The sequence below is a fragment of the Oceanobacillus saliphilus genome, from assembly GCF_023522835.1.
In the GTDB taxonomy this organism is placed as follows: Bacteria; Bacillota; Bacilli; order Bacillales; family Amphibacillaceae; genus Oceanobacillus; species Oceanobacillus saliphilus.
In genome coordinates this window covers 202,867-229,287 of record NZ_JALCZU010000005.1, presented here as the reverse complement: position 1 = coordinate 229,287, position 26,421 = coordinate 202,867, and the positions used below count along the sequence as shown (strand labels likewise).

The 26,421-nt window shown below is 38.3% G+C and carries 25 protein-coding genes and 1 other annotated feature; all 25 genes read right to left on the bottom strand.

Translation table 11 applies throughout. The features are described from left to right. Positions 1-17: 17 nt before the first annotated feature. Positions 18-1,832, bottom strand: coding sequence for a DNA primase (gene dnaG, locus MN204_RS10740; protein WP_249871073.1), 1,815 nt, complete (start codon positions 1,830-1,832; stop codon positions 18-20). 592 nt (positions 1,833-2,424) lie between these two features. Then, complete coding sequence (locus MN204_RS10735; protein WP_249871072.1) at positions 2,425-3,231, bottom strand: pyruvate, water dikinase regulatory protein; 807 nt, start codon at positions 3,229-3,231, stop codon at positions 2,425-2,427. Positions 3,232-3,296: 65 nt separating this feature from the next. After that, positions 3,297-3,947 (bottom strand): transcriptional regulator CcpN, encoded by a 651-nt coding sequence (ccpN, locus tag MN204_RS10730; protein WP_249871071.1) that lies wholly within the window; start codon positions 3,945-3,947, stop codon positions 3,297-3,299. A gap of 73 nt (positions 3,948-4,020) precedes the next feature. After that, positions 4,021-6,108 (bottom strand): glycine--tRNA ligase subunit beta, encoded by a 2,088-nt coding sequence (glyS, locus tag MN204_RS10725; RefSeq protein WP_249871070.1) that lies wholly within the window; start codon positions 6,106-6,108, stop codon positions 4,021-4,023. Then, complete coding sequence (glyQ, locus tag MN204_RS10720) at positions 6,108-6,986, bottom strand: glycine--tRNA ligase subunit alpha (protein ID WP_249871069.1); 879 nt, start codon at positions 6,984-6,986, stop codon at positions 6,108-6,110. The genes glyS and glyQ overlap by 1 nt, the downstream gene beginning before the upstream one ends. 153 nt (positions 6,987-7,139) lie before the next feature. After that, positions 7,140-7,310: a binding site (T-box leader), on the bottom strand. Positions 7,311-7,371: 61 nt separating this feature from the next. Further along, the gene (recO, locus tag MN204_RS10715; RefSeq protein ID WP_249871068.1) at positions 7,372-8,115 is read right to left on the bottom strand and encodes a DNA repair protein RecO; all 744 of its coding nucleotides are present in this window, start codon (positions 8,113-8,115) and stop codon (positions 7,372-7,374) included. A 45-nt stretch (positions 8,116-8,160) separates the two neighbouring features. Beyond that, positions 8,161-8,307 (bottom strand): YqzL family protein, encoded by a 147-nt coding sequence (locus MN204_RS10710; protein WP_249871067.1) that lies wholly within the window; start codon positions 8,305-8,307, stop codon positions 8,161-8,163. Positions 8,308-8,403: 96 nt separating this feature from the next. Then, a complete protein-coding gene (gene era / locus MN204_RS10705) occupies positions 8,404-9,312 on the bottom strand; it encodes a GTPase Era (protein ID WP_249871066.1) in 909 nt (302 codons plus the stop codon). Positions 9,313-9,617: 305 nt separating this feature from the next. After that, positions 9,618-9,986: a diacylglycerol kinase family protein gene (locus tag MN204_RS10700; protein ID WP_249871065.1), complete on the bottom strand. Its 369-nt coding sequence runs from the start codon at positions 9,984-9,986 to the stop codon at positions 9,618-9,620. Next, complete coding sequence (gene ybeY, locus MN204_RS10695; protein ID WP_249871064.1) at positions 9,976-10,440, bottom strand: rRNA maturation RNase YbeY; 465 nt, start codon at positions 10,438-10,440, stop codon at positions 9,976-9,978. The genes MN204_RS10700 and ybeY overlap by 11 nt, the downstream gene beginning before the upstream one ends. Beyond that, positions 10,441-12,570: an HD family phosphohydrolase gene (locus MN204_RS10690; protein ID WP_249871063.1), complete on the bottom strand. Its 2,130-nt coding sequence runs from the start codon at positions 12,568-12,570 to the stop codon at positions 10,441-10,443. 122 nt (positions 12,571-12,692) lie between these two features. Beyond that, entirely contained in the window at positions 12,693-13,652 is a 960-nt protein-coding gene (locus MN204_RS10685; protein ID WP_249871062.1) for a PhoH family protein, read from the bottom strand. 2 nt (positions 13,653-13,654) lie between these two features. After that, on the bottom strand, positions 13,655-14,887 hold the full coding sequence (gene yqfD, locus MN204_RS10680) for a sporulation protein YqfD (protein WP_249871061.1): 1,233 nt from the start codon (positions 14,885-14,887) through the stop codon (positions 13,655-13,657). A gap of 21 nt (positions 14,888-14,908) precedes the next feature. Next, positions 14,909-15,190, bottom strand: a complete 282-nt coding sequence (gene yqfC / locus MN204_RS10675; protein ID WP_249871060.1) for a sporulation protein YqfC — start codon at positions 15,188-15,190, stop codon at positions 14,909-14,911. 237 nt (positions 15,191-15,427) lie between these two features. Next, the gene (locus MN204_RS10670; protein WP_249871059.1) at positions 15,428-15,934 is read right to left on the bottom strand and encodes a YqfB family membrane protein; all 507 of its coding nucleotides are present in this window, start codon (positions 15,932-15,934) and stop codon (positions 15,428-15,430) included. 31 nt (positions 15,935-15,965) lie between these two features. After that, positions 15,966-16,958, bottom strand: coding sequence for a flotillin-like protein FloA (gene floA / locus MN204_RS10665; RefSeq protein ID WP_249871058.1), 993 nt, complete (start codon positions 16,956-16,958; stop codon positions 15,966-15,968). 21 nt (positions 16,959-16,979) lie between these two features. Next, a complete protein-coding gene (locus MN204_RS10660; protein WP_306798666.1) occupies positions 16,980-18,323 on the bottom strand; it encodes an NfeD family protein in 1,344 nt (447 codons plus the stop codon). 270 nt (positions 18,324-18,593) lie between these two features. Beyond that, the gene (locus MN204_RS10655; protein WP_249871057.1) at positions 18,594-19,040 is read right to left on the bottom strand and encodes a GatB/YqeY domain-containing protein; all 447 of its coding nucleotides are present in this window, start codon (positions 19,038-19,040) and stop codon (positions 18,594-18,596) included. Positions 19,041-19,055: 15 nt separating this feature from the next. Then, positions 19,056-19,232 carry a 30S ribosomal protein S21 gene (gene rpsU / locus MN204_RS10650; RefSeq protein WP_010650937.1) on the bottom strand — a complete coding sequence of 59 codons (177 nt, stop codon included), beginning with the start codon at positions 19,230-19,232 and terminating at the stop codon, positions 19,056-19,058. Between the two features lie 161 nt (positions 19,233-19,393). Further along, positions 19,394-20,065 carry a deoxyribose-phosphate aldolase gene (gene deoC, locus MN204_RS10645; protein ID WP_249871056.1) on the bottom strand — a complete coding sequence of 224 codons (672 nt, stop codon included), beginning with the start codon at positions 20,063-20,065 and terminating at the stop codon, positions 19,394-19,396. Positions 20,066-20,090: 25 nt separating this feature from the next. Next, positions 20,091-21,443 (bottom strand): tRNA (N(6)-L-threonylcarbamoyladenosine(37)-C(2))-methylthiotransferase MtaB, encoded by a 1,353-nt coding sequence (gene mtaB / locus MN204_RS10640; protein WP_249871055.1) that lies wholly within the window; start codon positions 21,441-21,443, stop codon positions 20,091-20,093. Further along, positions 21,431-22,210: a 16S rRNA (uracil(1498)-N(3))-methyltransferase gene (locus MN204_RS10635; protein WP_438804703.1), complete on the bottom strand. Its 780-nt coding sequence runs from the start codon at positions 22,208-22,210 to the stop codon at positions 21,431-21,433. The genes mtaB and MN204_RS10635 overlap by 13 nt, the downstream gene beginning before the upstream one ends. 27 nt (positions 22,211-22,237) lie before the next feature. Then, a complete protein-coding gene (gene prmA, locus MN204_RS10630; protein ID WP_249871053.1) occupies positions 22,238-23,176 on the bottom strand; it encodes a 50S ribosomal protein L11 methyltransferase in 939 nt (312 codons plus the stop codon). 59 nt (positions 23,177-23,235) lie between these two features. Then, positions 23,236-24,363, bottom strand: a complete 1,128-nt coding sequence (dnaJ, locus tag MN204_RS10625; RefSeq protein ID WP_249871052.1) for a molecular chaperone DnaJ — start codon at positions 24,361-24,363, stop codon at positions 23,236-23,238. Between the two features lie 207 nt (positions 24,364-24,570). Beyond that, positions 24,571-26,406: a molecular chaperone DnaK gene (gene dnaK, locus MN204_RS10620; protein WP_249871051.1), complete on the bottom strand. Its 1,836-nt coding sequence runs from the start codon at positions 26,404-26,406 to the stop codon at positions 24,571-24,573. Between the last annotated feature and the right edge of the window lie 15 nt (positions 26,407-26,421).

The following is a 26,421-nucleotide window of genomic DNA, read 5'->3' as shown; positions in this document are numbered from 1 at the left end:
CCAGTCTTAATAAAGATTTAATTCGTATTTTTCGAATGTTTTTGAATCTCGATGATTTGCATCGCAATCTGTGCAGCCTTTAATGGATCATTCTGCTGTTCAGCCAGTTTCTGCTGTTCCTTCAATGAATTTATATTTATGGAATCATTTGATTCATTTTGTATAATGCGGATATAATCATTAATTTCTCTCTCACTGATATCACCCATTTCTGGCATCATTGCCATTTCAACGACCTGCTGCTTTAATCGGTCATCATTCAGCCTTTCAATAAATAAACTTATATCCGGGGAATGCCCTTCCTCATAAAAAGCGAACAAATGAGTGGCTATAATTTTGTGATCGTCCACACTAAAACTTGCACCTATTTCATCCTGAACTCGATCTGTAATGTAAGAATCTTGAAGCATGTAGGAGATAAGTTTTTTCTCAGCATTATAAAAAGCAGGTAACAGTTTTTTATTACGATGTGTTATATTAGTCTTATTAGTATATCTGTTCTTTTGCTGATTATCCTTAGGTATTCCCCGTTTTTGCCTGTATTCATCCATTTCTGCCGTTAAGGTTTCGAATGAGATACTATATTCATTGCTCAATTCCCTTAAATAATATTCCCTTTCAATGGAACTCTCAATCATTGTCAGTTCTTTCAATATCGTTTCTATATATTTTAGGCGATCTCCTTCAATTTTCAGGTTGAAATCTTTTTTGAGGTACCGCATATAAAAACTCATGTACGTATCGCTTGCTTTTATTACTTTATTCTTGAATGCTTCTGGTCCATGTTTTTGAATGTAACTGTCCGGATCCATATCAACATCAAGATTAGCGACTTTTACCCCGCAACCGACTTTCTGTAATAATTTTGCAGCTTTATAGGTTGCATCAAGTCCGGCTCTATCGCCGTCATAACAAATGACAACAGTTTCAACGTACCGATTCAATAGCTTCGCCTGAGGCTCTGTTAATGAAGTCCCAAGCGTTGCAATCACATTCCTGACACCTGCCTGATATGCAGAAATAACGTCCATATACCCTTCAAACAGAATTGCTTCGTTTTCTTTGCGGATATTTTTTTTAGCTAAATCAAAATTGTATAATAACTTTCCTTTTTGAAACAGTTCACTTTCTGGACTATTTAAATATTTCGGTTCCTGATCTGCTATCGATCTGCCACCAAAAGCGACTGTTTTACCTATATGATTTCTGATTGGAAAAATGACTCTACCTCTGAAACGGTCCGTAACATCATTATCATTCTGTTGTGATAATATTCCAGCTTTAACGAGTAACTGTTGATGGAATCCTTTTTTGGTGAGAAATTCTGCAACAAAATCTTTTACATTCGGCGCAAATCCCAATTGGAAAGTTTCAATCGCTTCATTCTCAATTCCCCGGTCTTTTAAATACTGGTAACCTTCCTTTCCATCTTTTGTAAACCTGATTAAATGATGATAAAGTTTAGTTAACCAGTCATATGCAGATAAAATACTTTGACTTTCCTCAGACATGGAAGATTCCTTTTTGATCCCTGCCTCAGGTAATGTTACCCCGCTTTTGTCAGCGAGAAATTTCACTGCTTCATAAAAAGAAAAGTTTTCCATTTCCATCATGAATGTTAGTACATTCCCACCTTTTCCACATCCAAAACAATGAAATATCTGTTTCTCCTGTGTTACTGAAAAGGAAGGTGTTTTTTCACCATGGAATGGGCATAGACCAAAAAAGTTTCTACCCTGCTTTTTCAACTGAACGTATTCACCAATAATATCCACAATATCATTGGACTTTCTTATTTCTTCGATAACCTCTTCAGGTATTTGATTGGCCATAGTAACCACCATACTATATTAATATTCGTGATAAATATAAAAAATCCTTCACGTTTCGACATTTTTTCCACAAATCCCGAAAAAAATCACCCTCTGTAAGTTAAGTCATTCTACGAAGGCTATGATTCGTCGATATTTAGTTATCATTGTACCTCCAGCAGCCAAATTATAAACCATTTAATAAAAGTAAGCATTTTAAAATAAATTGCTATACGGTTTAATTCTACATAAACATGCAGGAATCCTTCTTTGTTATGAATGTTTTATTTTTCAGAATTGCCTTTTATTATGTTTTTAAACGTATATGTTTACACAAAAATCAATTATAATACATTTCTTTCAATATATCCATCAATTTAGCTTAGCTTTGTTTGTTTGAAGACAAAGGGATACATTAAGATTGGTGAGTAGCTTTCGTTGCACGTTTACGGTGAAAAAATCTATAAATTTCTATCGTTTTAGAAAACGTGGCAATTGCCTAAGCCTTTAGAGAATGCCTTACTTGCCAAAAGAAAACATTCTGCTCGTTAAGGGAGCAGAACGTCTTATGCTTATTTCTTATTATCGAATAAGTATAATTGCAACTAAACGGTTAATTTTTTTGCATCATACGCAGAATAAGATTTGCCGTTTCTTCGACTGCTTTGTTGGAAACATCTATAACCTCGCATCCAATCTTATCTACAATTTCATTAAAATACTCGAGTTCCTGTTGTATACGCTCCATGTTGGCATATGTAGCCTGATCCCCAAGCCCGAGTGCTTTCAGTCTTTCTTTTCTAATACTGTTTAATTTATCTGCGGTGATTCGTAGACCAATACATCTTGATGGATCTACTACCATTAGCTCTTCAGGTGGGTCCACTTCCGGTACGATTGGAACATTGGCCACTTTGATTCGTTTATGTGCTAGATATTGTGAGAGTGGTGTTTTGGATGTGCGAGAGACACCAATTAAAATAATATCGGCTCGTGCTATTCCACGGGGGTCCCTCCCATCATCATATTTTACTGCAAATTCAATTGCTTCTATCTTTTTGAAGTATTCCTCATCCAATTTGTGAACAAGTCCCGCTTCAAGACGGGGTCTTTTATTGAATAGCCGTTCCATGGCATCAATCGTTGGTCCCATAATATCAATGGCTTCTACACCCATTTCGATTGATTGCTCGTTTAAATAGCTTCTTAATCCAGGGTCGACTAATGTAAAGCCAATCATTCCGTTTTTTTCTTTTGCAATATGAAGAAACTCGTCTATTGTTTCTTTATCTTCTACATATGGCACGCGCTGAATGTTGTATTCACCATTTTTAAATTGACTAAGTCCTGCCTTTACTACCAACTCGGCAGTTTCACCGACAGAATCAGATAATACGTAAACAATTGGTTCGGTAGTCATCGTAAAACCACTCTCCATCCCTTGGTTATCCAAATATATTTAAATTGAATGATACACTTCAAAGCTTATATCTGTTCGTCTGTAGTTATCTCCACAAGCACTCTAGTCATTGTTGTTTTTGTAATTCTTCCAACTATCTCTAAACCTAATTCTGTATCTTTAACTACGGGCAGACCGTCAATTTGATTCGTAATTAATTTCTGAGCTGCATCAATCAATAAATCCTCTCTGCGACAAACGGTTATATTAGGCATCCGTGTCATTATGATGTGTACTGGAACAGTATTCAAATCTTGCTGTCCGATACTCGCACGCAACAAATCTTTCCGGGAAAGTACACCGGTCAAACATGATTTGTCATCCACAACAAATAACGTACCAACGTCCTCGAGAAACATAGTTGATATTGCATCATAGACAGACACACTTTCCTTTACTACAATGGGAATTTGCTGGAATTCCTGAACCTTGTATTTTCTAATTTTTTCAGTCAGCAATTCAGAACCAGTTTTTCCTGTAAAGAAATAGCCTACACGAGGTCTCGCATCGAGAAAACCCGCCATTGTTAAAATTGCTAAATCGGGTCTTAATGTTGCCCGAGTAAGATTTAGTTGATCTGCTATATGTTCACCGGTAATCGGACCATTACCTTTGACTATTTCTATAATTTGTTCCTGTCTCTTGGATAATTCCACCTTTTCACCACCTGAAATCATTATGCCATACTATTTCTTAGTATTATACTACATTATATAGCAAAAAGGGGAACTGTGTCATACTCAATCGTTTTTAAAATTGCTGTTTCCATTCTACGAGCCTTAAATCTGCAAAGTCTTCAATTAATATAGACAGACTTTTTATTAAACCGAGACGATTGGAACGAATTGTTTCATCATCAGCCATTACCATGTTATTTTCAAAGAACTTATGGATTGGATCAGCCAGTTCTCCTAAACATGCCAAAGCTTTCTCTGCATCTTTGTTCTGATTAGCAACATAAAAATCTTCCTTGACTGCTTCATACTTATCGAATAATACTTTTTCAGTGTCGGTAACAAAGCGTTCAGAAGAAACTGTATCCTGGCCTTTCGCTTTCTCGGATAGATTCAAAACTCTTGTCAATGCTTCCTGTACGGGTTTAAATGTTTCATCGTTCCTTCTATCAGCAAGTATTTTTGCTTTGGAAACCGTATAGTCAAACCTTCCAATTTTAGCATGCAACACAGCGTGAATGACATCTTGGGCAATATTCACTTCTTTGAGCAGGAAAGTAGCCCGATACTTAAAGAATTCGTTAAGTTCATTCTTTATTTTATCGCTGCTCAAGCGTTCCATATCTGTAGCTTGATATAAGGAAAGCACGACATCCAAAATTGCTTCCAGTGTAAGGTCCCATTTTCTATTCTCCATAATCCGTAATATTCCGGTAGCCTGCCTACGCAGTCCGTAGGGATCCTGGGAACCAGTTGGGATTAAACCTATTGAAATGCACCCGACGATCGTGTCCATTTTATCCGCTATACTTACAAGAGACCCGGTAATTGTCTCCGGAAGGTCTCCGTTTGCCTGTTTTGGTAAATAGTGTTCTCTGATTGCCTGTGCAACCGTAGCATCTTCTCCAAAATTAATGGCATATTTCTCACCAATGATTCCTTGGAGTTCAGTAAATTCATTTACCATATTGGTCATGAGATCAAACTTACTGATTTCAGCAGCTCTTATTGCTTTTTTCTTCTCCATTGCATCTAATCCGATCAAGTCAGCGATACTTTCAGTGATTGCAGTTACACGCTTAACCTTAGCACTGATTGTACCTAACTTTTCCTGGAAAACTACACGATTGAGCTTTTCCTGATAGAACGAAATGGACTGCTTCTGATCCTCTTCAAAGAAGAATTCCCCATCAGATAATCTTGCACGGAGTACTTTTTCGTTTCCTTTAGCTACAGTGGCAAGCTCATGGTCGTCCCCATTTCTGACACCAATGAAGTGAGGCATTAATTGACCTGCTTTTGAAACTACCGGAAAATATCGTTGATGTTCTTTCATCGAAGTTATCAATACTTCTGAAGGCAATTCAAGAAATTTATCTTCGAATGTCCCCATAAATACAGTAGGATACTCAATTAGATTCCTGACTTCTGCCAGAAGTTCTCGATCAACAGGAATCTGGAACCCATTTTGCGTTTCCAGCTCATGAATTCCTTTTAATATCAATTGTTCACGTTCATCGGCACTTACAATGACATAATTTTCGGCCAGAGAAGTTTCATATTGAGATGGTTCATTTAAAATAATTTCTTCTCCAAGAAAACGATGGCCATATGTTTTGTTTCCGGTTTGGACACCGGTAATTTCAAATGGGATGATAGCATTTCCGTATAAAGCGACCAACCAACGGATCGGTCGAGCATAGCGAAGTGTTTCTTCCCCCCATCTCATGTTCTTGCCAAACTGAATGGATACGATTATATCTTTAAACTCAGGAAGCAGTTCCAAAACAGCTTTTCCTTCTATATGTTTTTTTACAAAGATATAGGAAGTACCATTTATCTCTTGCGTGTATATGTCATCTGGTGTTTTTCCCTGACCTCTCGTAAAACCCACAGCAGCTTTTGACCATTCGCCATTTTCATCTTTGGCGATTTTCTCTGCAGGACCTTTTACTTCTTCTTCAATTGTAGTTTGAGATTCAGCCATCTTTTTAATCAGAACAGCTAAACGTCTAGGGGTGGAGTATGATGTTATGGAATCATATGAGATTCTTAGCTCTTTCAACCATGTAGTCGTTTTCTCTAATAGCTGCTTTTCTGCATCATCAATGAATCTTGCAGGCAACTCTTCAACGCCAATCTCAACTAATACGTCTTTAGCCATTATTTACCCTCCTTTTGAAGCATTGGAAATCCAAGCTTCTCTCTTTCTGCGACATATGTTTTTGCGATGCTCCTTGCAAGGTTGCGTATACGCGAAATGTAACCTGTACGTTCAGTTACTGAAATAACACCTTTTGCATCGAGCAGGTTAAATGTATGCGAACATTTCAATACATAGTCATATGCAGGAAAAACCAGACCTTTTTCCATTGTAGTTCTTGCTTCTTGCTCATACATCGTGAACAATTGAAAAAGCATTTCTGTATTCGATTCTTCAAACGTATATTTCGAATGCTCCAATTCAGGCTGATAAAATATATCTCTGACAGTTACCCCGTTATTCCATTCCAAATCAAACACATTTTCCTTGTCTTGAATGTAAGATGCAAGCCGTTCGATACCATAGGTGATTTCCACTGTAACCGGGCTCGCTTCAAGCCCACCAATTTGCTGGAAGTAGGTAAATTGTGTTATTTCCATCCCATCTAGCCAAACTTCCCAACCTAGTCCTGCTGCACCTAAGGTAGGATTTTCCCAGTTGTCTTCCACGAAACGAATATCATGTGCCAGTGGGTCTATCCCAAGTTTAATGAGGGATTCCAAATACAGTTTCTGGATATTGTCAGGAGACGGCTTCATAATAACCTGAAATTGATGATGCTGATATAGCCTGTTTGGATTTTCTCCATATCGCCCATCTGCCGGACGTCTAGATGGTTCTACATAAGCAACATTCCAAGGTTCCGGTCCGAGGCTGCGAAGTAATGTCATTGGTGACATTGTCCCAGCACCTTTTTCTGTGTCATATGCTTGCATGAGAATACAGTTTTGTTCTGACCAGTGTTTTTGAAGTGTTAAAATCATTTCCTGGATATTCATTAAATGCTCTCCTTTATAACCATTTTTGTAATACACGAAGGCTTATTTCGTAAGTCTTGTTATTTTATATTCATCAGAGTCGATATAAACTTGGACATAAATTCTTCTAGCCTGAAATAAAAAAAACCGTCCCTATGTCTACCTAAAGATAGACATAGGGACGGTTTTTACCGCGGTTCCACCCTACTTGCTCATTATACAGAGCCACTTTATAATGATTGCTCCGGAGTTCCCTTCCCAGTATTTCTGATTACCCGGCTTACACTGCCCCGGACTCGCTTTAAACAGAGGTTTACTGGTACTCTTCTCCATCTTCACAACAGATTATTCGATATTGAAATATGTAAAAATAATACTGCATCTTCGAACATATGTCAACGAACATCTACTTAAATTTATCCAGCTGTTCCAAAAACTTCCTTGATTTTAAATAAAAACCCCCATATTGATCATAATACGTATTCAGTATCTGTCTCAGTAAGGTTTTGTTTTCTGGTTTTACAGAAATTGATCCGACTCGCTCTAGACCAACAGTTGAAAAAATATGTAGCAGTTTTGCCAAAGAGTTAGAGAGTGGAATTGAATGATGATCCATATATTGGCATGATGTACACAGTAATCCACCTTCCGAAATGGAAAACGCATATGGAGGATTCTGATTTCTACAATTCGTGCAGTGCAGAACGGTTGGAGCAAACCCGCCTTTTTCAAAGAGCTTTAGTTCGTACATAATAATTGGAATATCTGCATCTTCGTTTTCTGCAATCCAGGACAGAGTCTTATGGAATTGATCAAACAGGAAAGGTTCCGGTATTTTAGAATCAACCAGTTTATCTGTTAGTTCCGTGATATATGCTGCATATGAAGTCTTTATAATATCTTCCCTGACAGTACGGAAAGAATCAATGATTTCTCCCTGCTGTATTGTACTGAGCCCGCTATTCAAATAGACAAAAAACTGAGCATATATGAATGGCTGCGTCACTGCAGCCATTCTGCTATTCGTCTTTTTTGCTCCTCTGGCCAGTGCAGTAAATTTACCGATTTTTTTACTTAATATCGTTACAATTTTATGTGTTTCACCATAATCCTGCGTTTTGATAATGATACCATCAATTTTTTCCAACAAAACCGTTTCACCTTTCTTCCCCATTCCAAGATGAACGTCTAATTACTATAATTTTGCATCCAATGAAGAGAGCTCTTCTGTATCAACTTTACCATACTCTTGATTAAACGTTGCATTTTCCAACTCTTTCATTAATAAATAGGTTTCAATGTTTCCTGTCTGACTAAATACTTTCCAAGTTAGGTCGATCACAAGAAACCCCACCTTTCTTTAATTTACGTGAAAATGTAACTTACTAATTAGAGTGGCTTATATGCTGAAAATCATAAGTATTAAAAATTACCAACTCTAATATTCATCATCGCGAAATCCGAGTTCATGCAGCTGACTTTGCTTATTTCTCCAATCCTTCTTTACCTTTATCCATAGCTCTAGATACACTTTGGAACCCAGCAGTGCTTCGATATCTTTGCGGGCATTCCTACCAATATTTTTTAGCATACTTCCCTGTTTGCCAATTAAAATCCCTTTTTGCGTACTTCTTTCCGTCACAATGATTGCTTGAATCAGCAATTTTTCATTTTCTCTCTTTTCTATGTTTTCAATTACTACAGCAATTGAATGAGGTACTTCTTCTTTCGTCAAATGCAGTACTTTTTCCCTTATCAGCTCAGAGATTACGAATCGCTCCGGGTGATCGGTTACCTGATCTGCAGGATAGTATTGGGGACCTTCTTCTAAATGACCTTTTAGGACGTCCACCAAATGATTTACATTATTCCCTTCAAGCGCAGAGATAGGAATAATTTCTTCAAAATTATATTTGTCCTTGTATTGTACAATCAACTGGAACAGCTCATCAGGATGGATGAGATCGATTTTATTAATGATGAGAAAGACCGGGCTCTTCACCTTCTGCAGGAGATCCATGATATATTGATCCCCTCTTCCATATCCCTCTTTAGCATTAATCATAAATAGGACGGCGTCTACCTCATTTAGCGTATTCTCTGCAACATTCACCATAAAATCACCAAGACGGTGCTTAGGCTTGTGAATTCCCGGAGTATCAATAAAGACCATTTGTGCATCGTCTGTTGTGAGAACTCCCTGTATTTTATTTCTAGTCGTCTGAGCCTTATCACTCATAATTGCTATTTTTTGCCCAATAACCCGATTCATGAATGTTGATTTTCCGACATTTGGTCTTCCAATGATTGTAATAAACCCAGATTTGAAATTAGTATTTGTATTCATGTTGTGTCCTCCGAGACGTTTTCTTTTATATTTTATATAATACTACAAATAATGCGCGCTTTCACTTAATCGACAAAACCTTTAAAAAGAATATCTTTTTTTCTAAAGTACCACATTTATTAAAATATCAAACAAAAAACTACTTTCCATTGATAGTGCCTGAGATCAAAGGGTAACAAAGCGTTGCCCTTCTTAGACATTTTGATTTTTGGCTAAATAAGTCGAATCACAAGGTTGTTTCATGTACAGTATTGCAATTTGCAATTTTCTATTGGAGGCTAAAAAAGCCCTTATTAAAAGGACTTTTAAATTAGGCTATCCAATTTTGGAAGAAAGATAAGCAGCCCTATGATTACTGCAACAATCGCAGTAATTAAAACAGCAGCTGCCGCAATATCTTTAATCACTTTAGCGCTGGGATGTATTTCTGGCCTTAGGTAATCAATCATTTTTTCTATGGTACTATTGGTTACCTCTGCCATAAGTACAAGCCCAATTGTCAGCACGATAATTGCCCATTCGATATTCGTAAGTCTAAAATAGAGTCCTGTAGCAATTGTCACGATCGCTGCTGCTAAATGTATCCGGAAATTACGTTCGGTTTTAATAATCTCCTTTATACCATTCCAGGCATAGGTAAATCCAATATGTCTACGTTTACGTTTATCTTTCAATTCCGTACTCACCCAGAATTTCTTCTTGTCTTTTAAACATTTTTTCTTCATCGGTTTTGTTCATATGGTCATACCCTATTAAATGAAGAAAGCCATGAACAGATAAAAATGTAAGTTCTCTTTCATAGGTATGATTGTATTCTACGGCCTGACTTTTTGCTTTATCAACAGAAATGACAATATCTCCAAGCGTCAAGGGCAGATCCTCCCCAATAATCTCCAGTTCACCTTCTATTGATTCCTGCATGGCAAATGAAATGACATCTGTAGGAGAGTCCTTTTGTCGATAATTACGGTTCAGTTCCTGAATCTCTTTGTTATCAACAAAATTAACGGACATTTCCGCCTCATTCGGTACGCCCTCTTTTTCGGCAGCAAAAGTAAGCACCCGCTGAATCAAATCAATATAATCTGTCGGTACGGAATTCGTCTTATCATGAAAGTCAATATACATTCAATTAGCCTCCTTCATTGGATATTGTATTCTTGAATGAAAAATCCCTTTAAGAGATTCACATATCGTACTCTGGATGATATTTAGCTCCTTTAATGTTAAAGGACTTTCATCCAATTGTCCATCAGCGACTTTATCCTTAATAATGGATGTAACAATCGCTTCAATTTTTTCCTCCGTCGGCTCCTTCAACGAACGTACTGCTGCTTCAACCGAATCGCAAATACATATGATGGCGGCTTCCTTCGTTTGCGGTTTCGGACCAGGATATCTGAAGTCAGATTCCTTTACTTTTTCATCTTTCTCTTTTTCTTTATAATAGAAAAACGTCAATAAGGATGTTCCATGGTGTTGCTTTGCAATGTCAATAATCTCTTTTGGCAGTTTCTGATTTTTAAGCATATCTGCTCCATCATATGGATGACTTATGATAATTTTTGCACTGTCCAAGGGATCTATAAAATCATGCGGATTTCGCATAGAAATCTGATTCTCAATGAAATAATGCGGCCGAACCGCTTTACCGATATCGTGATAATAGGAACCGACACGTGCCAATAGGCCATTCGCACCTATTGCTTCACACGCGGTTTCACTGATGTTTGCCACCATTACGGAATGATGATATGTACCTGGAGCTTCAGTTAAAAGCTTTTTCATTAAAGGTTGATTCGGGTTTGAAAGCTGCAGCAATTTTACGTCTGAAAGGATACCAAGAACTGTTTCAAAAAAAGGAAGCAAGCCAATTGTCAGTACCGTTGCCAGGAATGCGGAAGCAGGACCGAAACTTGAATAAATAAATAGGTCCACCCACGAATATTTTTCAAAGGATAGAAATAGAAATAATAAAACAGTTACAATATTTACAATCGCTATCCCTGCTCCACCTTTTAAAATTGCCAGTCTGTCTTTCATGTTCATCAAAAAGATAATGGCTGTCAGTTGTGAGACAAGGAAGTAGATACCTGCCTCAACATTCAATTCACCTGCTATTTGCCCATTAAAAATGACACTTCCGAGAATGGAGTACAATGCAGCTAGTACAATTGCAAGTTTTTCGTTTATTAATATTTTCACAAGTAGCACACCAGTAGCAATTGGTGTGACAAAGAAAAGCTGATTTGACTGGTTCGTATATAGACTTACAATCTTCATCAATGAAACTACGATTATACTGATTAGAAAAATAGCAATAATTTTACCATAATTCCATTCATTCTCTATCGCTGTCCGATACATCTCAAATCCTATTAATGTGCAAATTAAGACGATTAAAAGAGCAAGTCCGAGTAAAGGAAATATATTTCTTTCTTCGTCCAAAAGTCCGACAAGCTCCAGCTCTTCATATACTTCATTTGTGATTGGCTGTCCTTCTCTGACAATCACTTCCCCAGCCCTTATAATTGCTGGATCTACACTAGCTGCAGCCTCTTTTCGAGCTTCTGAGGTCTTTTCGTAATCAAAGAAGGAATTTTCAGTCACAGCAAATCCTACAAGCTCATGTAACGGTTCTTTCAACGACTCATCTAGGTGCGAATAATCGATAGTTTGCCTTACATTTGTTTCAGCAGTCTGCAGGTTTTCTGTCCTGACCCCATTGCTCAATGTCTCCTCCAAAGAGGTTATGAATATATCTCTTGCTTCTTCCAAATCTTCCGGTGAAAAATTTAATAATGCAAGGAGTGTTCTGTCGTCAATAGAATGATTAATCTCATCAGACAGGACTTTTCTCAAGTTCATCACTTTTTCCTGATCAGTGAGCTGTACGTCGACATCTGACTCATCGCTTGATAAAGACTGTTCTTCCATTTTAATGATCGCATCAAATATCTCTTCTATGAAACTGATTTGTTCACTTGTTATTTCATTCGAGATATCATACCTGTCCTGCACGGATTGGACAGTTTCTCTTGTTTTACGGTCTGTTTCCTTTTCATTTTCTATAGTAATTGGTGATCGAATTGTCGTATTTGCATTTGTAAAACGCTCTATATCATACGTTTCTGTATGTACATTATTCAATGTAATTAAAAAGAAGAAGACAGCTAATATAGATACTGGTAACAGGATAAAAATCCATCTATGCTTATCCTTTTTCGATTCTATGATTTTTTTAAATCTGTCAATCATTCGTATCACCCCACTGTATGAAACAGTTATTAGAAACTTTAGCAATCGCCAACTATAATGAATGCCTTATTGGCTAAAGAAATAAGACCCGCTCTTTCAGGGTCTTACATCTTTTTGGTCTATTACTTGTCAGTTTCGTATGCTGCGATAATCTTTTGAACCAATGGATGCCTTACTACATCTGTCTGATTTAAGTGGATGAAGGATACTCCCTCAACTGTGTTCAATAGATCCTGTGCGACATTCAACCCGGATTTTACGCCCTTGGGCAGATCTATTTGGGTAATATCCCCGGTAATAACCATTTTTGAACCAAATCCGAGCCGAGTCAGAAACATTTTCATTTGAGCCGGTGTCGTGTTCTGCGCCTCATCCAAAATGACGAATGCATCATCTAGCGTTCTTCCCCTCATATATGCCAACGGAGCTATTTCGATAGTTTCACGTTCAATCAGGCGCAACGTATGCTCCACCCCTAGAACATCATGTAATGCATCGTATAATGGACGCAAATAGGGATCGACTTTTTCCTTTAGGTCCCCTGGAAGAAAACCGAGACTTTCTCCAGCTTCAACTGCTGGTCTGGTAAGAATAATGCGCTTAACCATGCCATTCTTTAAAGCGTGGACTGCCATGACTACTGCCAAATACGTCTTACCCGTACCAGCAGGTCCTATTCCAAAGACAAGATCATTGGACTTAATAGCATTCATGTAGCTCTTTTGTCCAAGGGTTTTTACCCGGATAGATTTTCCTTTGACATTTTTAGTTATTTCGTCTTCAAAGAGTGTTTCCAATTGTTTTATTTTACCTTTTTTCGCCAAATCCACAGCGTATACAACGTCTCTTTCAGAAATGGTTTGGCCTTTTCTAATAACAGCTAACAAAGTAAGTAGAATTTCTTGTACCAGTGTGATGGCTTCTTCAGTTCCAGAGACATTTACCACTTCACCTCTGGTTACAATGGAAACATCCAACTGGGATTCGAGCTGCTTGAGATACTTATCATTCGTACCGAATAAAGCAAGTGCTTCATTCGTACCTGTTAATTGCAAATCAATTTCGGTTAGGATACCTGACATAATCAATCTCCTTGATTTATTGGTGCAAGCTTTACTATATTTTCTTCCACTGAAACATATAAGCTTAATTTAACTTTACCACGCTCTATAGTTTCATGCAAAACTTTTTCTGACAATATTTTTGCGTCTGGTCCCAATTCTTGCTTTAATTTAATAACCGCTTGCTCAATACCTGCTTCAATCGCTTCTTCTTTTGTCCGCTCCTCTGCTATATATTGTTTTTCGCTTAAAACCGTTTCAATAATGGAGACAGGGAGTTCCCATTTCAGGAAATTAAGTTTATTTTCCGTGATTTCCCTATGAATATCCTCGTAAGGAGGCTCTTTGAAGCCCCAAATCGGGAGTTGGAAGTTCCCTGTCTTCAAATAAAATTTCTTTTCAACGTTTCCTGTAAGTTGTTCATAATTATATTCAAGTGGTACAGTTAGAGATACCTCATACCATGTATTTGCAGTAATTTCCGCCTCTGCTGCAATGTGTTCAACTACCTGTTTTTCTTCTTCATCCTTTTCTTCTGAATTACTCTCTTCTATATTCTGAAGGGAACCTGATACAAGTATATCACCAGGTTCAACGTAATCATTCACTTTAACCATCGGAGTTCCTTTGGATACATACATTTTAGTGATAACACCCTTTTTAGAAGCAACAAGATTTCTTGGTTGTTTAGGGTCTGCTTCCTGAACAATTATTTTTTCCACACCTTCTAGATAGAAGGTTGTCCCCTTTTGATCCACCCCGGCCCACAGAAGTTCAGGGATATCCTCAATTAATTTCTGCTGGATTTCAGTTGGTGTTTTCAGTGAGAACAGCCACGCACCCGGGTGAACACCATAACTGGTTAGCTGCTTGTCTATTTTTTCTTCAATATCTTTTGGTACACCTGTAATTTTTACTTCCCAAATAATGTTGGAGAGCAATAGAAATAACAGAAAACTGAAAATTAATCCGATAACTAACGGTTTCTTTCTAAAAAAACGGCTTATTAAGAATGGATAACCGTTTCTTCCGATAAAAGAAACTTTGTATATCGTTTTTCTTCTTATCGTTTTCATTTTTTTTATGTCGGAGAGTCTTATATTACCTTCACATGATTCTTTATCGTTTTTTTTTACATCCCAAACTCTGATCCCTTCACTTGCACACTTTTGGAAAAACAACTCTGGAGCGGTGCCTTTGACTAAGATAGTTACATATCCTGCAATGTTGTCAGATCCATTCCTAAACTTCTTCATAGCAACCCCCTTAATATAGGCTCAATTCATCAAAAACTTCACTTCTGAAATAGTACCTTCAAGTAATATCTCTTTTGGTAACATCATTTTTAATACAAATGAGGAACCTTTTATTTGAACATACCCTTTGTTTACTTTTAATTTGAGTTCGTTTTCGGAATAGGTTGCCAATCCCTGATGATTTTCAATATAAAAATGGATATGCCCAATAATGGTTATTCTTGGCATTTCAAGAATAACATCAGAAGGAAGAGAGAATTGTTCAGTTAATAAGGAACGAAAACGTTGTTGCCATTTACCCAATGATGATCCCCCCTCACATAGATATTTATGAATGAAAAAAGAATATAAGAACAGAATTGGTGATTTTACCCCCTTTATAATTGGAAGAGGAAACATGCAAATGGATGGATAAGAAAGGAATGGTAACTTAACTGATAAAACCAATTGGTCATTATTTAATCGAAGTAATCTAGTACACAGTCCATAAAAAAAGCCATTCATGCTAAGTAACACCTTAGCATGAATGGCTTTACTATATTATCTTGTACGATCCTGTATTACTGATTTGTACGGTTTCTTTGCCCTTGGTGATCCCAATAACTCGGACATGATAATACCATTCACTAGCCCTTTGGCTTCAAAATTGCTGACTAGTTGTTTTTTAAGATATTCTTTTCTTACTTCCGAGACTTTCTTTGGTTCTATCAGAATGCTTCCACCGGAAGATTGACTTGTAAGATCTTCGATGGAATCTGTAATTGTAGTATATTTACTCGCCAGTCTTTCCAGTTGGGCTTTCTGCTGTTCCTCGATGGATGCTGTTGAGACAGCTGGTTTCCTACTATTTTCACGATAAATCTGGCGCTCTGCTCTTGGCTGTGGCCTTCTTTCCGGCGGAACATTAGGAACCCTGGCAGTCTTTGGAGGAACTGGTTTTTTCTTTTCCTCTTGTGTCTCCTGTTCATTATTACTTCTTCTAAAAAATCCCAGCAGTGCAGAAACAATAATGATGATAATAAAGAGATTATCAAAAATCCAGTCCATCAGATCCCTCCTTTGTGCAAGTTAATCATCATTATTTTTGATCATCTTCCTTGCTGTCTTTGGTCAATTTACCAATGGTGTCACGCATTTCAGTGTCAGCACCAATGTTTTGATAATTCATGTAATCCATTACTCCCATTTTTCCGCTACGTAAAGCTTCTGCAAGAGCAAGAGGTACATCCGCCTCTGCTTCCACAACTTTTGCACGCATTTCCTGTACGCGTGCAACCATTTCCTGTTCTTGGGCCACTGCCATTGCACGACGTTCTTCGGCTTTTGCCTGTGCAATGTTTTTATCTGCTTCCGCCTGGTCAGTTTGCAGAATCGCACCGATGTTTTTACCGATATCAACATCAGCAATATCAATCGATAGAATTTCAAACGCTGTACCTGAATCAAGACCTTTACTTAGTACAGTTTGTGAGATGGTATCCGGATTCTCGAGTACTCTAGAATGCGACTCAGAGCTACCAATCGTACTAACGACACCTTCACCTACACGCGCAATGATCGTTTCTTCACCAGCACCACCGACAAGTCGGTCAATATTGGCACGTACTGTAATTCTCGCCAGTGCTTTAACTTCAATACCATTCATAGCAATACCAGCGATAAATGGGGTTTCGATTACTTTCGGGTTAACACTCATTTGCACTGCTTCCAATACATTACGACCTGCCAAGTCAATGGCTGCGCCACGCTCAAATGGAAGTTCGATATTTGCTCGATGAGCTGCAATCAATGCATTTACAACTCTGTCCACATTACCACCTGCCAAGTAATGGCTCTCCAATTGATTTGTCTTAACATTCAATCCAGCTTTATGTGCTTTAATCAGTGGATTAATTACACGGCTTGGCACAACGCGACGTAACCTCATCCCAATCAGAGTGAAGATACTTACTCTTACACCGGCTGCGAGGGCGCTAATCCATAGCGCAACTGGTACAAATGTAAACAATATTGCTACTGCAATTAATATGACCGCTATGATAATAAGCGGCATAAGTTCTGTTAATGTCATTTAAAATCCTCCTATTTTCATTTATAATTTTATTTCTCTTACTACAATACGAGCTCCTTCTACTTTAACAACTTTAATCATTTTATCCTTATCGATAAAGCCGCCTTCTGACACAACGTCTATCCGTTCATAATCGAATAAGCCGATGCCAGATGGTCTTAAAGGAGTCACTGATACACCTTCCAAACCTAGAAGTTCCAAACGGTTGACAGAAGATACATACCCCTGTTCCGTCATGGTACGTTCCTTAAGAATAATGTGCCGAAAAATACCCTTATCCATACCAATTCTTCTAAATAGAATGACTGCTGCCACCACTGTTACGAGAAAGGCAATGCCAATACTCATGGACATATGTCCCAAATCGTATCCAGCTAGGAATAAAGAACCTATAATTGCTCCAATGCCAAGCAAACCGAGAATGCCACCAGGAACAAAGAGCTCTGCCACAATCAAACCAATTCCAAGAAGAAGTAACAAAATGGCTTCCATTCCTGCAAGGCCCGCCACAATATGGCCGTAAAAGAATAAAAGCAGGGAGACCAATCCCATAATACCCGGTACTCCAAACCCCGGTGAATATAGTTCAACGATAAGCCCAAGACTCGCAACCGAAAGGAGGATTGGAATTACGATGGGATTGGTTAAAAATCTCGCAATTTCCTCAGCAAAAGAGGCTTCTGCTTCGACCACTGTGGCCTCTGATAGTCCAAGTTGATATAAAAGTTCAACACGGTCATTCACAGTCCCATCCGAGTAACCAACCTCTAGTGCATCTGAAGGACCAAGAGTCAGAAATTTACCTTCGGGTGCGCCATATTCGGGTAAGTCAATACTGTTATCTGCCATAGCGGCTGCATACAATGGGTCCCTTCCCGTTGACTCTGCAGCGCTGCGCATCTGGGCTAGCCAGGCAGATTGTGCCTTTTCATCTGCAGCAGTCCCATCGGAGTTGATAATTCCACTTGCACCCATTGTGGCATGAGGCTTAAAGTAAATTGTATCTGAAAATAAGGCGATATAAGACCCTGCAGACAATGCTTCATTTACAATGTACGCTGTAGTTGGTACATTCAGGCTTTGAATCAAAGAACCTATTTGACCAGCTGAGTCCACTCTGCCTCCAGGTGTATCTATTTCAAAGATAATGTGATCAGCACCTGCTTCAACTGCTTCCCGTGTCGTACGAGTTAAAAACGCTTCCAGTCCCCGTTCCACTTCTCTTTCAATCGGTATGACGTAAACGGTTTTACCTCCACCTTGTTCAGCATTGGTTTCAGCACCAATATCATCCGAAAAAGTGAATAATGTAAGAAAAATAGCAGCAATTATCACTATGTATAGGCTAACCCGTTTTACCGACAAAGTGATTCACCTCCTTCAGCCTGTTACATACTTATACGAAAGAGGTATGTAATTGGTTTCATTATTTTTTAAAAGGAGCATCGTCATAATTAAATACTACCATAATCACGGCTACTTGAGAAACGATGACTACCTTTCTACAGAAAATAATTATAGAAATAAGCAGCCATATAAGAAAAATCGTTATACTGGATTGCTATCAAAAAACAAATAGTCTCCTCACTATAGTAAAAGACTCCAGTCAAAGTTGACTGGAGTCTTTTATATTTCTTATTGTAATTGTTGTTGCACTGCTTTTTTTATTTGAGAGCCATCTGCTTTGCCTTTTACTTTAGGCATTAAAGCACCCATCACTTTACCCATATCTTTGATAGATGTAGCATTAACTTCCTGAATTGTTGACTGAATAATTATTGATAGTTCGTCTTCTGATAGCTGCTCTGGTAAGTATCTTTGTACGATTACCAGTTCATTTTCAAGTTTTTCAACGAGATCTTCACGTCCAGCAGCTTTAAATTCCTGGAGGGAATCTTTCCTTTGTTTAACTTCTCTGGATAGAATGGTTAAATCTTCGTCCTCAGACAGCGTATCTTTACCAAGTTTAATCAGTTCATTTTGTATGGAAGCTTTTACCATGCGAATAACGCTCAGGGCTTCTTTATCTTTGTTCTTCATCGCTTGCTTCATATCTTGATTCAGACGATCAAGTAACGTCATACGCTTGCACCCTCTTTAGAATTTACGCTTTCTAGCAGCTTCAGATTTCTTCTTACGTTTAACACTAGGTTTTTCGTAGTGTTCACGCTTGCGATATTCCTGTAGTGTACCACTTTTTGACACACTGCGTTTAAAGCGACGAAGAGCATCCTCAAGAGACTCGTTTTTACGAACGCGAGTTGTATTTGACATGCTAATTTCCCTCCCTCCGAAGCACAAAACCAATTTATACAGACATATATTACCTTTTCATGCCTTGTTAAAGTATAATATATTCCTTTAAAGAGGTCAACGATTATTTATTATAATATGCATTCCAATTATGATGTGCAATACATGTTTTGGTGAAAATATTAATAATCAGATGAGCCTTTATTTCCATTTACGATATCTATACCAGCACTTGCACCAATGCGGGTAGCTCCAGCTTCAATCATCGCCTTTGTTGTTTCAAGGTCACGAACTCCTCCAGAAGCTTTCACACCCATATCCGGGCCAACCGTTTTACGCATTAATTTTATATCTTCTATTGTGGCTCCTCCACCTGAAAATCCGGTAGAAGTTTTCACATAATCCGCACCTGCTTCTTTAGCAAGTTTACAAGCACGTTCTTTTTCCTCATTTGAAAGTAGTGAAGTCTCAATGATAACCTTTGTAAGGGCATGGCCTTTTGCTGCATCCACTACCGCTTGAATATCGGCTTTAACAAAATCGTCATTACCCGATTTTAATTCTCCTACATTGATAACCATATCAACTTCTTCTGCACCATCTTTAATTGCCTGTTTCGTCTCGAATGCTTTCGTCGCAGTCGAGGTTGCTCCTAATGGAAAACCGATTACGGTGCATACTTTCACCGAAGTCTCTTTCAATTGTTCATAGCAATATGAGACCCAATGTGGATTTACGCAAACAGAAGCAAATTCATATTCTTTTGCCTCATCCACAATTTGCTTTATTTTTTCTTTGGTCGTTTCGGGCTTTAGTTGTGTATGATCAATATATTTAGCCAATTCAATACGCATTTAAATCTTCCTCTCTACAGAGCTATTATAAATGAACCTTTTCACCTGCATGAGAAGCATTATCCATGATTCTCACAAAACGGCCTTCGTTATAGGGATAACCTGATTGAGTTATTTTCACGCGAACAATTTTACCAATCATATCTGCTGTTCCTTCAAATTGAACTTTCATATAATTGTCCGTATAGCCAACAAGCCGCTCGGGATGATTCTCATCAACGATCCGTTCTTCGGGTATAACCTCAAGTACTTCGTTTTCATACTGTGAAGCATATTCTTTGGCCAACTGATCCGATAAAGCTATTAGTCGATGTACCCGGTTTTCTTTTACTTCATCTTCTACTTGGTTCTCCATTCTTGCGGCAGGTGTACCTGTTCGGCGTGAGAATGGGAATACATGCAATTCAGAGTAGCCAATTTCTCTAATAAAGTTATATGTTTCCATGAATTCTTCTTCCGTTTCACCTGGGAAACCAACGATTACATCTGAAGTAATTGCGAGACCTGGTAAGGCCTTTCTAATTTTATCCACTTTTTCCTTGTAGAAACTCGTTGAGTACTTTCTTCTCATTCTTGTCAATACGTTATCGGAACCTGCTTGCAGTGGAATATGCAAATGTCTTACAATCTTTTTCGAATTGTCCAGAACCTCAATTACTTCATCTGTGATTTGACTAGCTTCTATGGATGAGATTCGAATACGTTCGAGCCCTTCTACCTCTTCCAGTTCTCTTAGAAGCATGGCAAAATTATAATCCTTCAGATCTTCTCCATAACCGGCAGTATGAATGCCTGTGAGTACAAGTTCTTTATAACCTGCTTCAACCAGCTTATGAGCTTGTTTGATTACATTTTCAGGTTCTCTAGAACGAAGAAGACCACGAGACCATGGAATAATACAGAATGTGCAAAAGTTATTGCATCCTTCCTGTATTTTTAAAGATGCACGTGTACGATCAGTAAAGACAGGAACATTCATTTCTTCAAACACACGATTTTTCATAATATTGGAAACACCATTAATTGGTTCCTTGGTATGCTTATGTTCATCAATATAGTTGAATATGTTTTTACGATCCTGCGTACCTACAACTACATCTACACCTGGAATCTCCATAATTTCACCTGGAGATGTTTGTGCATAACATCCGGTAACACAAATAACTGCATCCGGATTTTTACGGATGGCCCGTCTGATTACTTGTCTGCTTTTTTTATCACCGGAATTAGTAACGGTACATGTGTTAATGACATAAACATCTGAATCATGGTCGAAGTCAACTCGTTCATATCCATTGTCCATGAACATCCGCCATATACCCTCCGTTTCGTAGTGATTAACCTTACAGCCTAATGTATGAAATGCTACTGTTGGCATTCATCACACCTCAATTCTTCAAAATGATAGGAAATGCTTGCTAACACATATAATGCAGCTGTTTCTGTCCTCAAAATTCTGGGGCCGAGACGGACAGGATGAAATCCACTTTCTTTCAGTAAATCGGCTTCATTCTCTGAAAATCCGCCCTCAGGTCCTATACATACTAGGAGATTCTGATTTGGCAAAAGCTCATTTATAATTCTACCGAATGATTGATAATGAGCAACTTTTGCTTGTTCCTCATAAGCAAAGATAGCTACATCATAGTTCTTGCTTTCATTTAGTAACGCATTCAGATTCATCGCTTTTTTTATAGTAGGTACTTTATTTCTATGGCTTTGTTCACTTGCTTCTTTAACGATTTTCTCGAAGCGTTTCATCTTTTTTGCTTGCTTCTTATCATCCCAAAGCGAAACAGACCTAGCAGCCTGGTATGGAATAAAACACGTAGCTCCAAGTTCTGTCCCTTTTTGTAAAATCAATTCGAATTTATCACCTTTAGGAATTCCTTGAGCAATTGTAATGTTAACAGGCTGTTCAACGGACTCCACAAGCCACGCTTCAATCTCTGCTGTTACCGTATTATCAGCAATTAGCGATATACGGCATAAAGCAGCCTTTCCCTCGTCATTATTGCAAATGATTTTGTCACCTATATGATTTCTCATTACACGGGTGATGTGATGTACATCATCCCCTGTGATTATTACTTCATTATCGCTAAAATTGGAAGAAGATATAAAATATCTTTGCAATCCACACACCCACTTCATGTTTATAATTGCGACTTTTTAACTTTTCCTGGCAACAATTGAAATCCAATCTTCCATCTCGTTAACCGCAATAATTTCAAAACCTTGCCCTTCAAGTTTATCTTTAACGAGCTGCCTTTTATTCTGAATGATCCCAGAAGTAATAAACAATCCGCCATCCACCAGGTTATCCCAGGCCTCATCAACAAATCGGACGATAATTTCAGCTAGAATATTGGATACAATAACAATTGCTTTCATATTTACATTATTAAGCAGATTATTTTGTTTTACGATAATTTTGTTATCCAGCTTATTAACTTTTGCATTTAGCTTCGTACTATTGACAGCTATTTCGTCAAGATCATAGGCATAAACTTTCTTTGCTCCTAGTCTAGCAGCAGCAATGCTTAGTACACCCGAGCCGCAGCCAACATCAATAACAAGATCATCATCAGTTAAATATTCTTCTAATGCCTGTATACTTAGAACTGTTGTAGGGTGTGTTCCAGTACCAAAGGCCATACCTGGATCCAGCTCAATAATTATTTCATCGCTGGATACTGGAGAATAATCTTCCCATGTAGGTGTAATGGTGATCTTCTTGGAAATTTTAACTGGTTTGTAATATTTCTTCCAGGCTGTTGCCCATTCTTCTTCATTAATTTCACTTAAAGATACTTGGTTTCTGCCAAGATCGATATCGTAAATCAATAAGTTATTAATCGCCTGTTTAATTTCCTCAACTGTCTCGCCTAAAAAGCTATTGATAGGAAGGTAAGCTTTTATTCGTACGCCTTCTTCAGGGTATTCATTCGGATCCAAATCATATATTTCTCCAAAAACATTTTCTCGAACTTTAACCAAATCCAGTGGATCTTCAATGACGAGACCGCTAGCGCCTGTTTCATGCAGAATATTGGAGATTGGTTCTATTGCTTCGTTTGTTGTATGAATACAGATTTCTGACCATTTCATTGTTATTCACCCATTCTATTGGTAACTTACTATGTAAACGATGTTGCCACAGAACATCGTTAATCTCCTTTAAAAGCCTTTTTAAAACGTTGGAAAATATTCCCTTCCTGCTCATCAGCCAAATCATTGCCGCCAATATCGTTGAATTCCCGCAATAATTCTTTCTGCCGATCTGTTAATTGGGTAGGTGTCATCACTTTTACTTTAATATGCTGATCACCCTGGCCACGCCCACGAACGTTTGGAACCCCTTTTCCTTTTATACGGAAGGTTTTGCCTGATTGCGTACCCGCAGGTATTTTTAATTTGACTTTTCCATGAACAGTTGGCACTTCGACTTCATCTCCCAGAGCTGCCTGTGTGAATGTTAATGGCAGTTCACAGAAAATATGATCGCCTTCCCGTATAAAGAAATCATGTTCTCTGATTTGAATGAGAACGAAGAGATCCCCAGCAGGCCCGCCATTTTTACCTGGCTCCCCTTTTCCAGCTACTCTAATTTGCTGACCTTCATCAATACCGGCCGGAATATTGATATGGATTTTTTTATTCTTCTTAACCGTTCCAGCACCGCTACATGTACGACATTTTTCAGGAATGATTTTACCTGTTCCATTACAATGATGACATACTCTGCGATTAACAACACGACCAAATGGCGTGTTTTGTTCCTGGTTTAACTGACCCGATCCGCTGCAATGGGAACAGGTTTGCGATTTCGTACCAGGTTTGGCACCAGATCCACTACACGTATCACAGGTTTCTTCTCTTGGAATGTGAATATCTGTTTCCTTCCCAAAAATAGCTTCTTCAAAATCCAGAACCATGGTATATTGCAAATCGGCCCCTTGTTGTGGCGCGTTTGGATCTCTCGTTCGTCCACCACCACCAAAGAACATATCAAAAATGTCGCCGAAGCCGCCGAAGTCCTGTGCACCTCCGCCAAATCCTCCGAAGCCTTGCCCTTGTGCTCCTGCATGACCAAACTGATCATATTGTGCACGTTTTTGTTCATCGCTCAGTACTTCATATGCTTCTTTAGCTTCCTTAAATTTATCTGATGCACCCTCTTCTTTATTGACATCCGGGTGATACTTCCTTGCTAATTTCCTGTATGATTTTTTTATTTCTTCTTTTGATGCCCCTTTTTCCACACCAAGAACATCATAATAATCTCTTTTGCTCAACTTCCATCACTCTCCCGACACACTATAGCATAGGTTTTATCATATCATCAACCATTCACCAATGGCAAACGATGATGATTACTTTAGAAAACTTCGGTGGTACGAATCGCATACAGGGAAGTTTACAACTTTCTTCTCTGTTAAAAAAGTCAAAGTCAAGAGAATCCTGACTTTGACTTAAGTACTGCAAACTTCTATGTTTTCATTTTACTTATTTTCTTTATCATCATCAACTTCGGAGTAATCTGCGTCAACGACATCATCACTGCTTCCGCTTTGTTCCTGACCTTGATCTGCTGCTTGAGCCTCTTGTTGCATTTGCTCGTACATTTTTACAGATAATTGCTGTACTTGTTCTTGCAATGCATCTTTTTTCGCTTTAATTTGGTCATTATCGTTTGCTTCCAAAGCAGCTTTTAATTCTTCTTTGGCAGCTTCTGCTTTTTGTTTTTCATCTTCAGAAACTTTATCTCCAAGATCTTTAATCGTTTTATCGGTAGTGAAGATCAACTGATCCGCTTCATTGCGCAATTCAATTTCTTCACGTCGTTTTTTGTCTGATTCAGCGTTTTCTTCAGCTTCCTGAACCATTTTTTGTACTTCTTCTTCAGAAAGCCCTGATGAAGACTGGATCGTGATTGACTGCTCTTTGTTTGTTCCAAGATCTTTCGCACGTACATTTACGATACCGTTAGCATCAATATCAAAGGAAACTTCGATTTGAGGTACTCCTCTAGGTGCTGGTGGAATATCTGCTAATTGGAAACGGCCTAACGTTTTGTTGTCTGCTGCCATTTCGCGTTCCCCTTGTAGCACGTGAATATCAACAGCTGTTTGATTATCTGCAGCAGTAGAGAAAACTTGTGAATGGCTTGTTGGAATGGTTGTATTACGCTCGATTAATTTCGTAAATACAGATCCCATCGTTTCAATACCTAAGGAAAGTGGTGTAACATCAAGTAATACGACATCTTTTACATCACCTTGCAATACCCCACCTTGAATTGCTGCACCCAATGCGACAACTTCATCAGGGTTCACTCCTTTGGAAGGTTCTTGGCCAAGTTCTTTTTTTATAGCTTCCTGCACTGCTGGAATACGTGTGGAACCACCAACGAGAATTACTTTGTGTATATCGCTTTTTGATAATCCGGCATCAGATAATGCTTTACGAGTAGGAATCATGGTGCGTTCGACAAGCTCGGATGAAAGTTCATCAAATTTCGCACGTGACATACTCAATTCTAAATGTAATGGCCCTGCTTCACCAGCAGTGATAAATGGAAGTGAAATTTGCGTTTGGGAAACACCTGAAAGGTCTTTCTTTGCTTTTTCAGCAGCATCTTTCAAACGTTGCACAGCCATTTTATCTTTGGATAAATCAATGCCGTTTTCCTTTTTGAATTCTTGAACCATATGATTGATGATCACTTCATCGAAGTCATCTCCACCAAGTCTATTGTCTCCGGCAGTTGCCACAACCTCAAATGTTCCATCACCAATATCCAAAATAGATACATCAAACGTACCGCCACCAAGATCATATACTAAGATTGTTTGATCCTGATCATCTTTATCAATACCATAGGACAATGCTGCAGCTGTCGGTTCGTTAATAATACGTTCGACTTCAAGACCTGCAATTTTACCTGCATCTTTTGTTGCTTGACGCTCAGCATCATTAAAATATGCTGGTACAGTTATTACAGCTTTTTCGACTTTTTCACCAATATAATCTTCTGCATATGATTTAATATATTGCAGGATGATTGCAGAAATTTCCTGTGGTGTAAATTCTTTATCTTCAATTTTAACTTTATAGTCTGTTCCCATATGACGTTTGATGGATTGAATGGTATTAGGGTTTGTTATTGCCTGACGTTTCCCCACTTCCCCTACTTGTCTTTCACCATTTTTGAATGCAACAACAGAAGGGGTGGTACGGTTACCCTCCGGATTCGGAATAACGACCGCTTCTCCACCTTCCATTACAGCAACACATGAATTTGTTGTTCCTAAGTCAATACCAATAATTTTGCTCATACACTATTTCCTCCT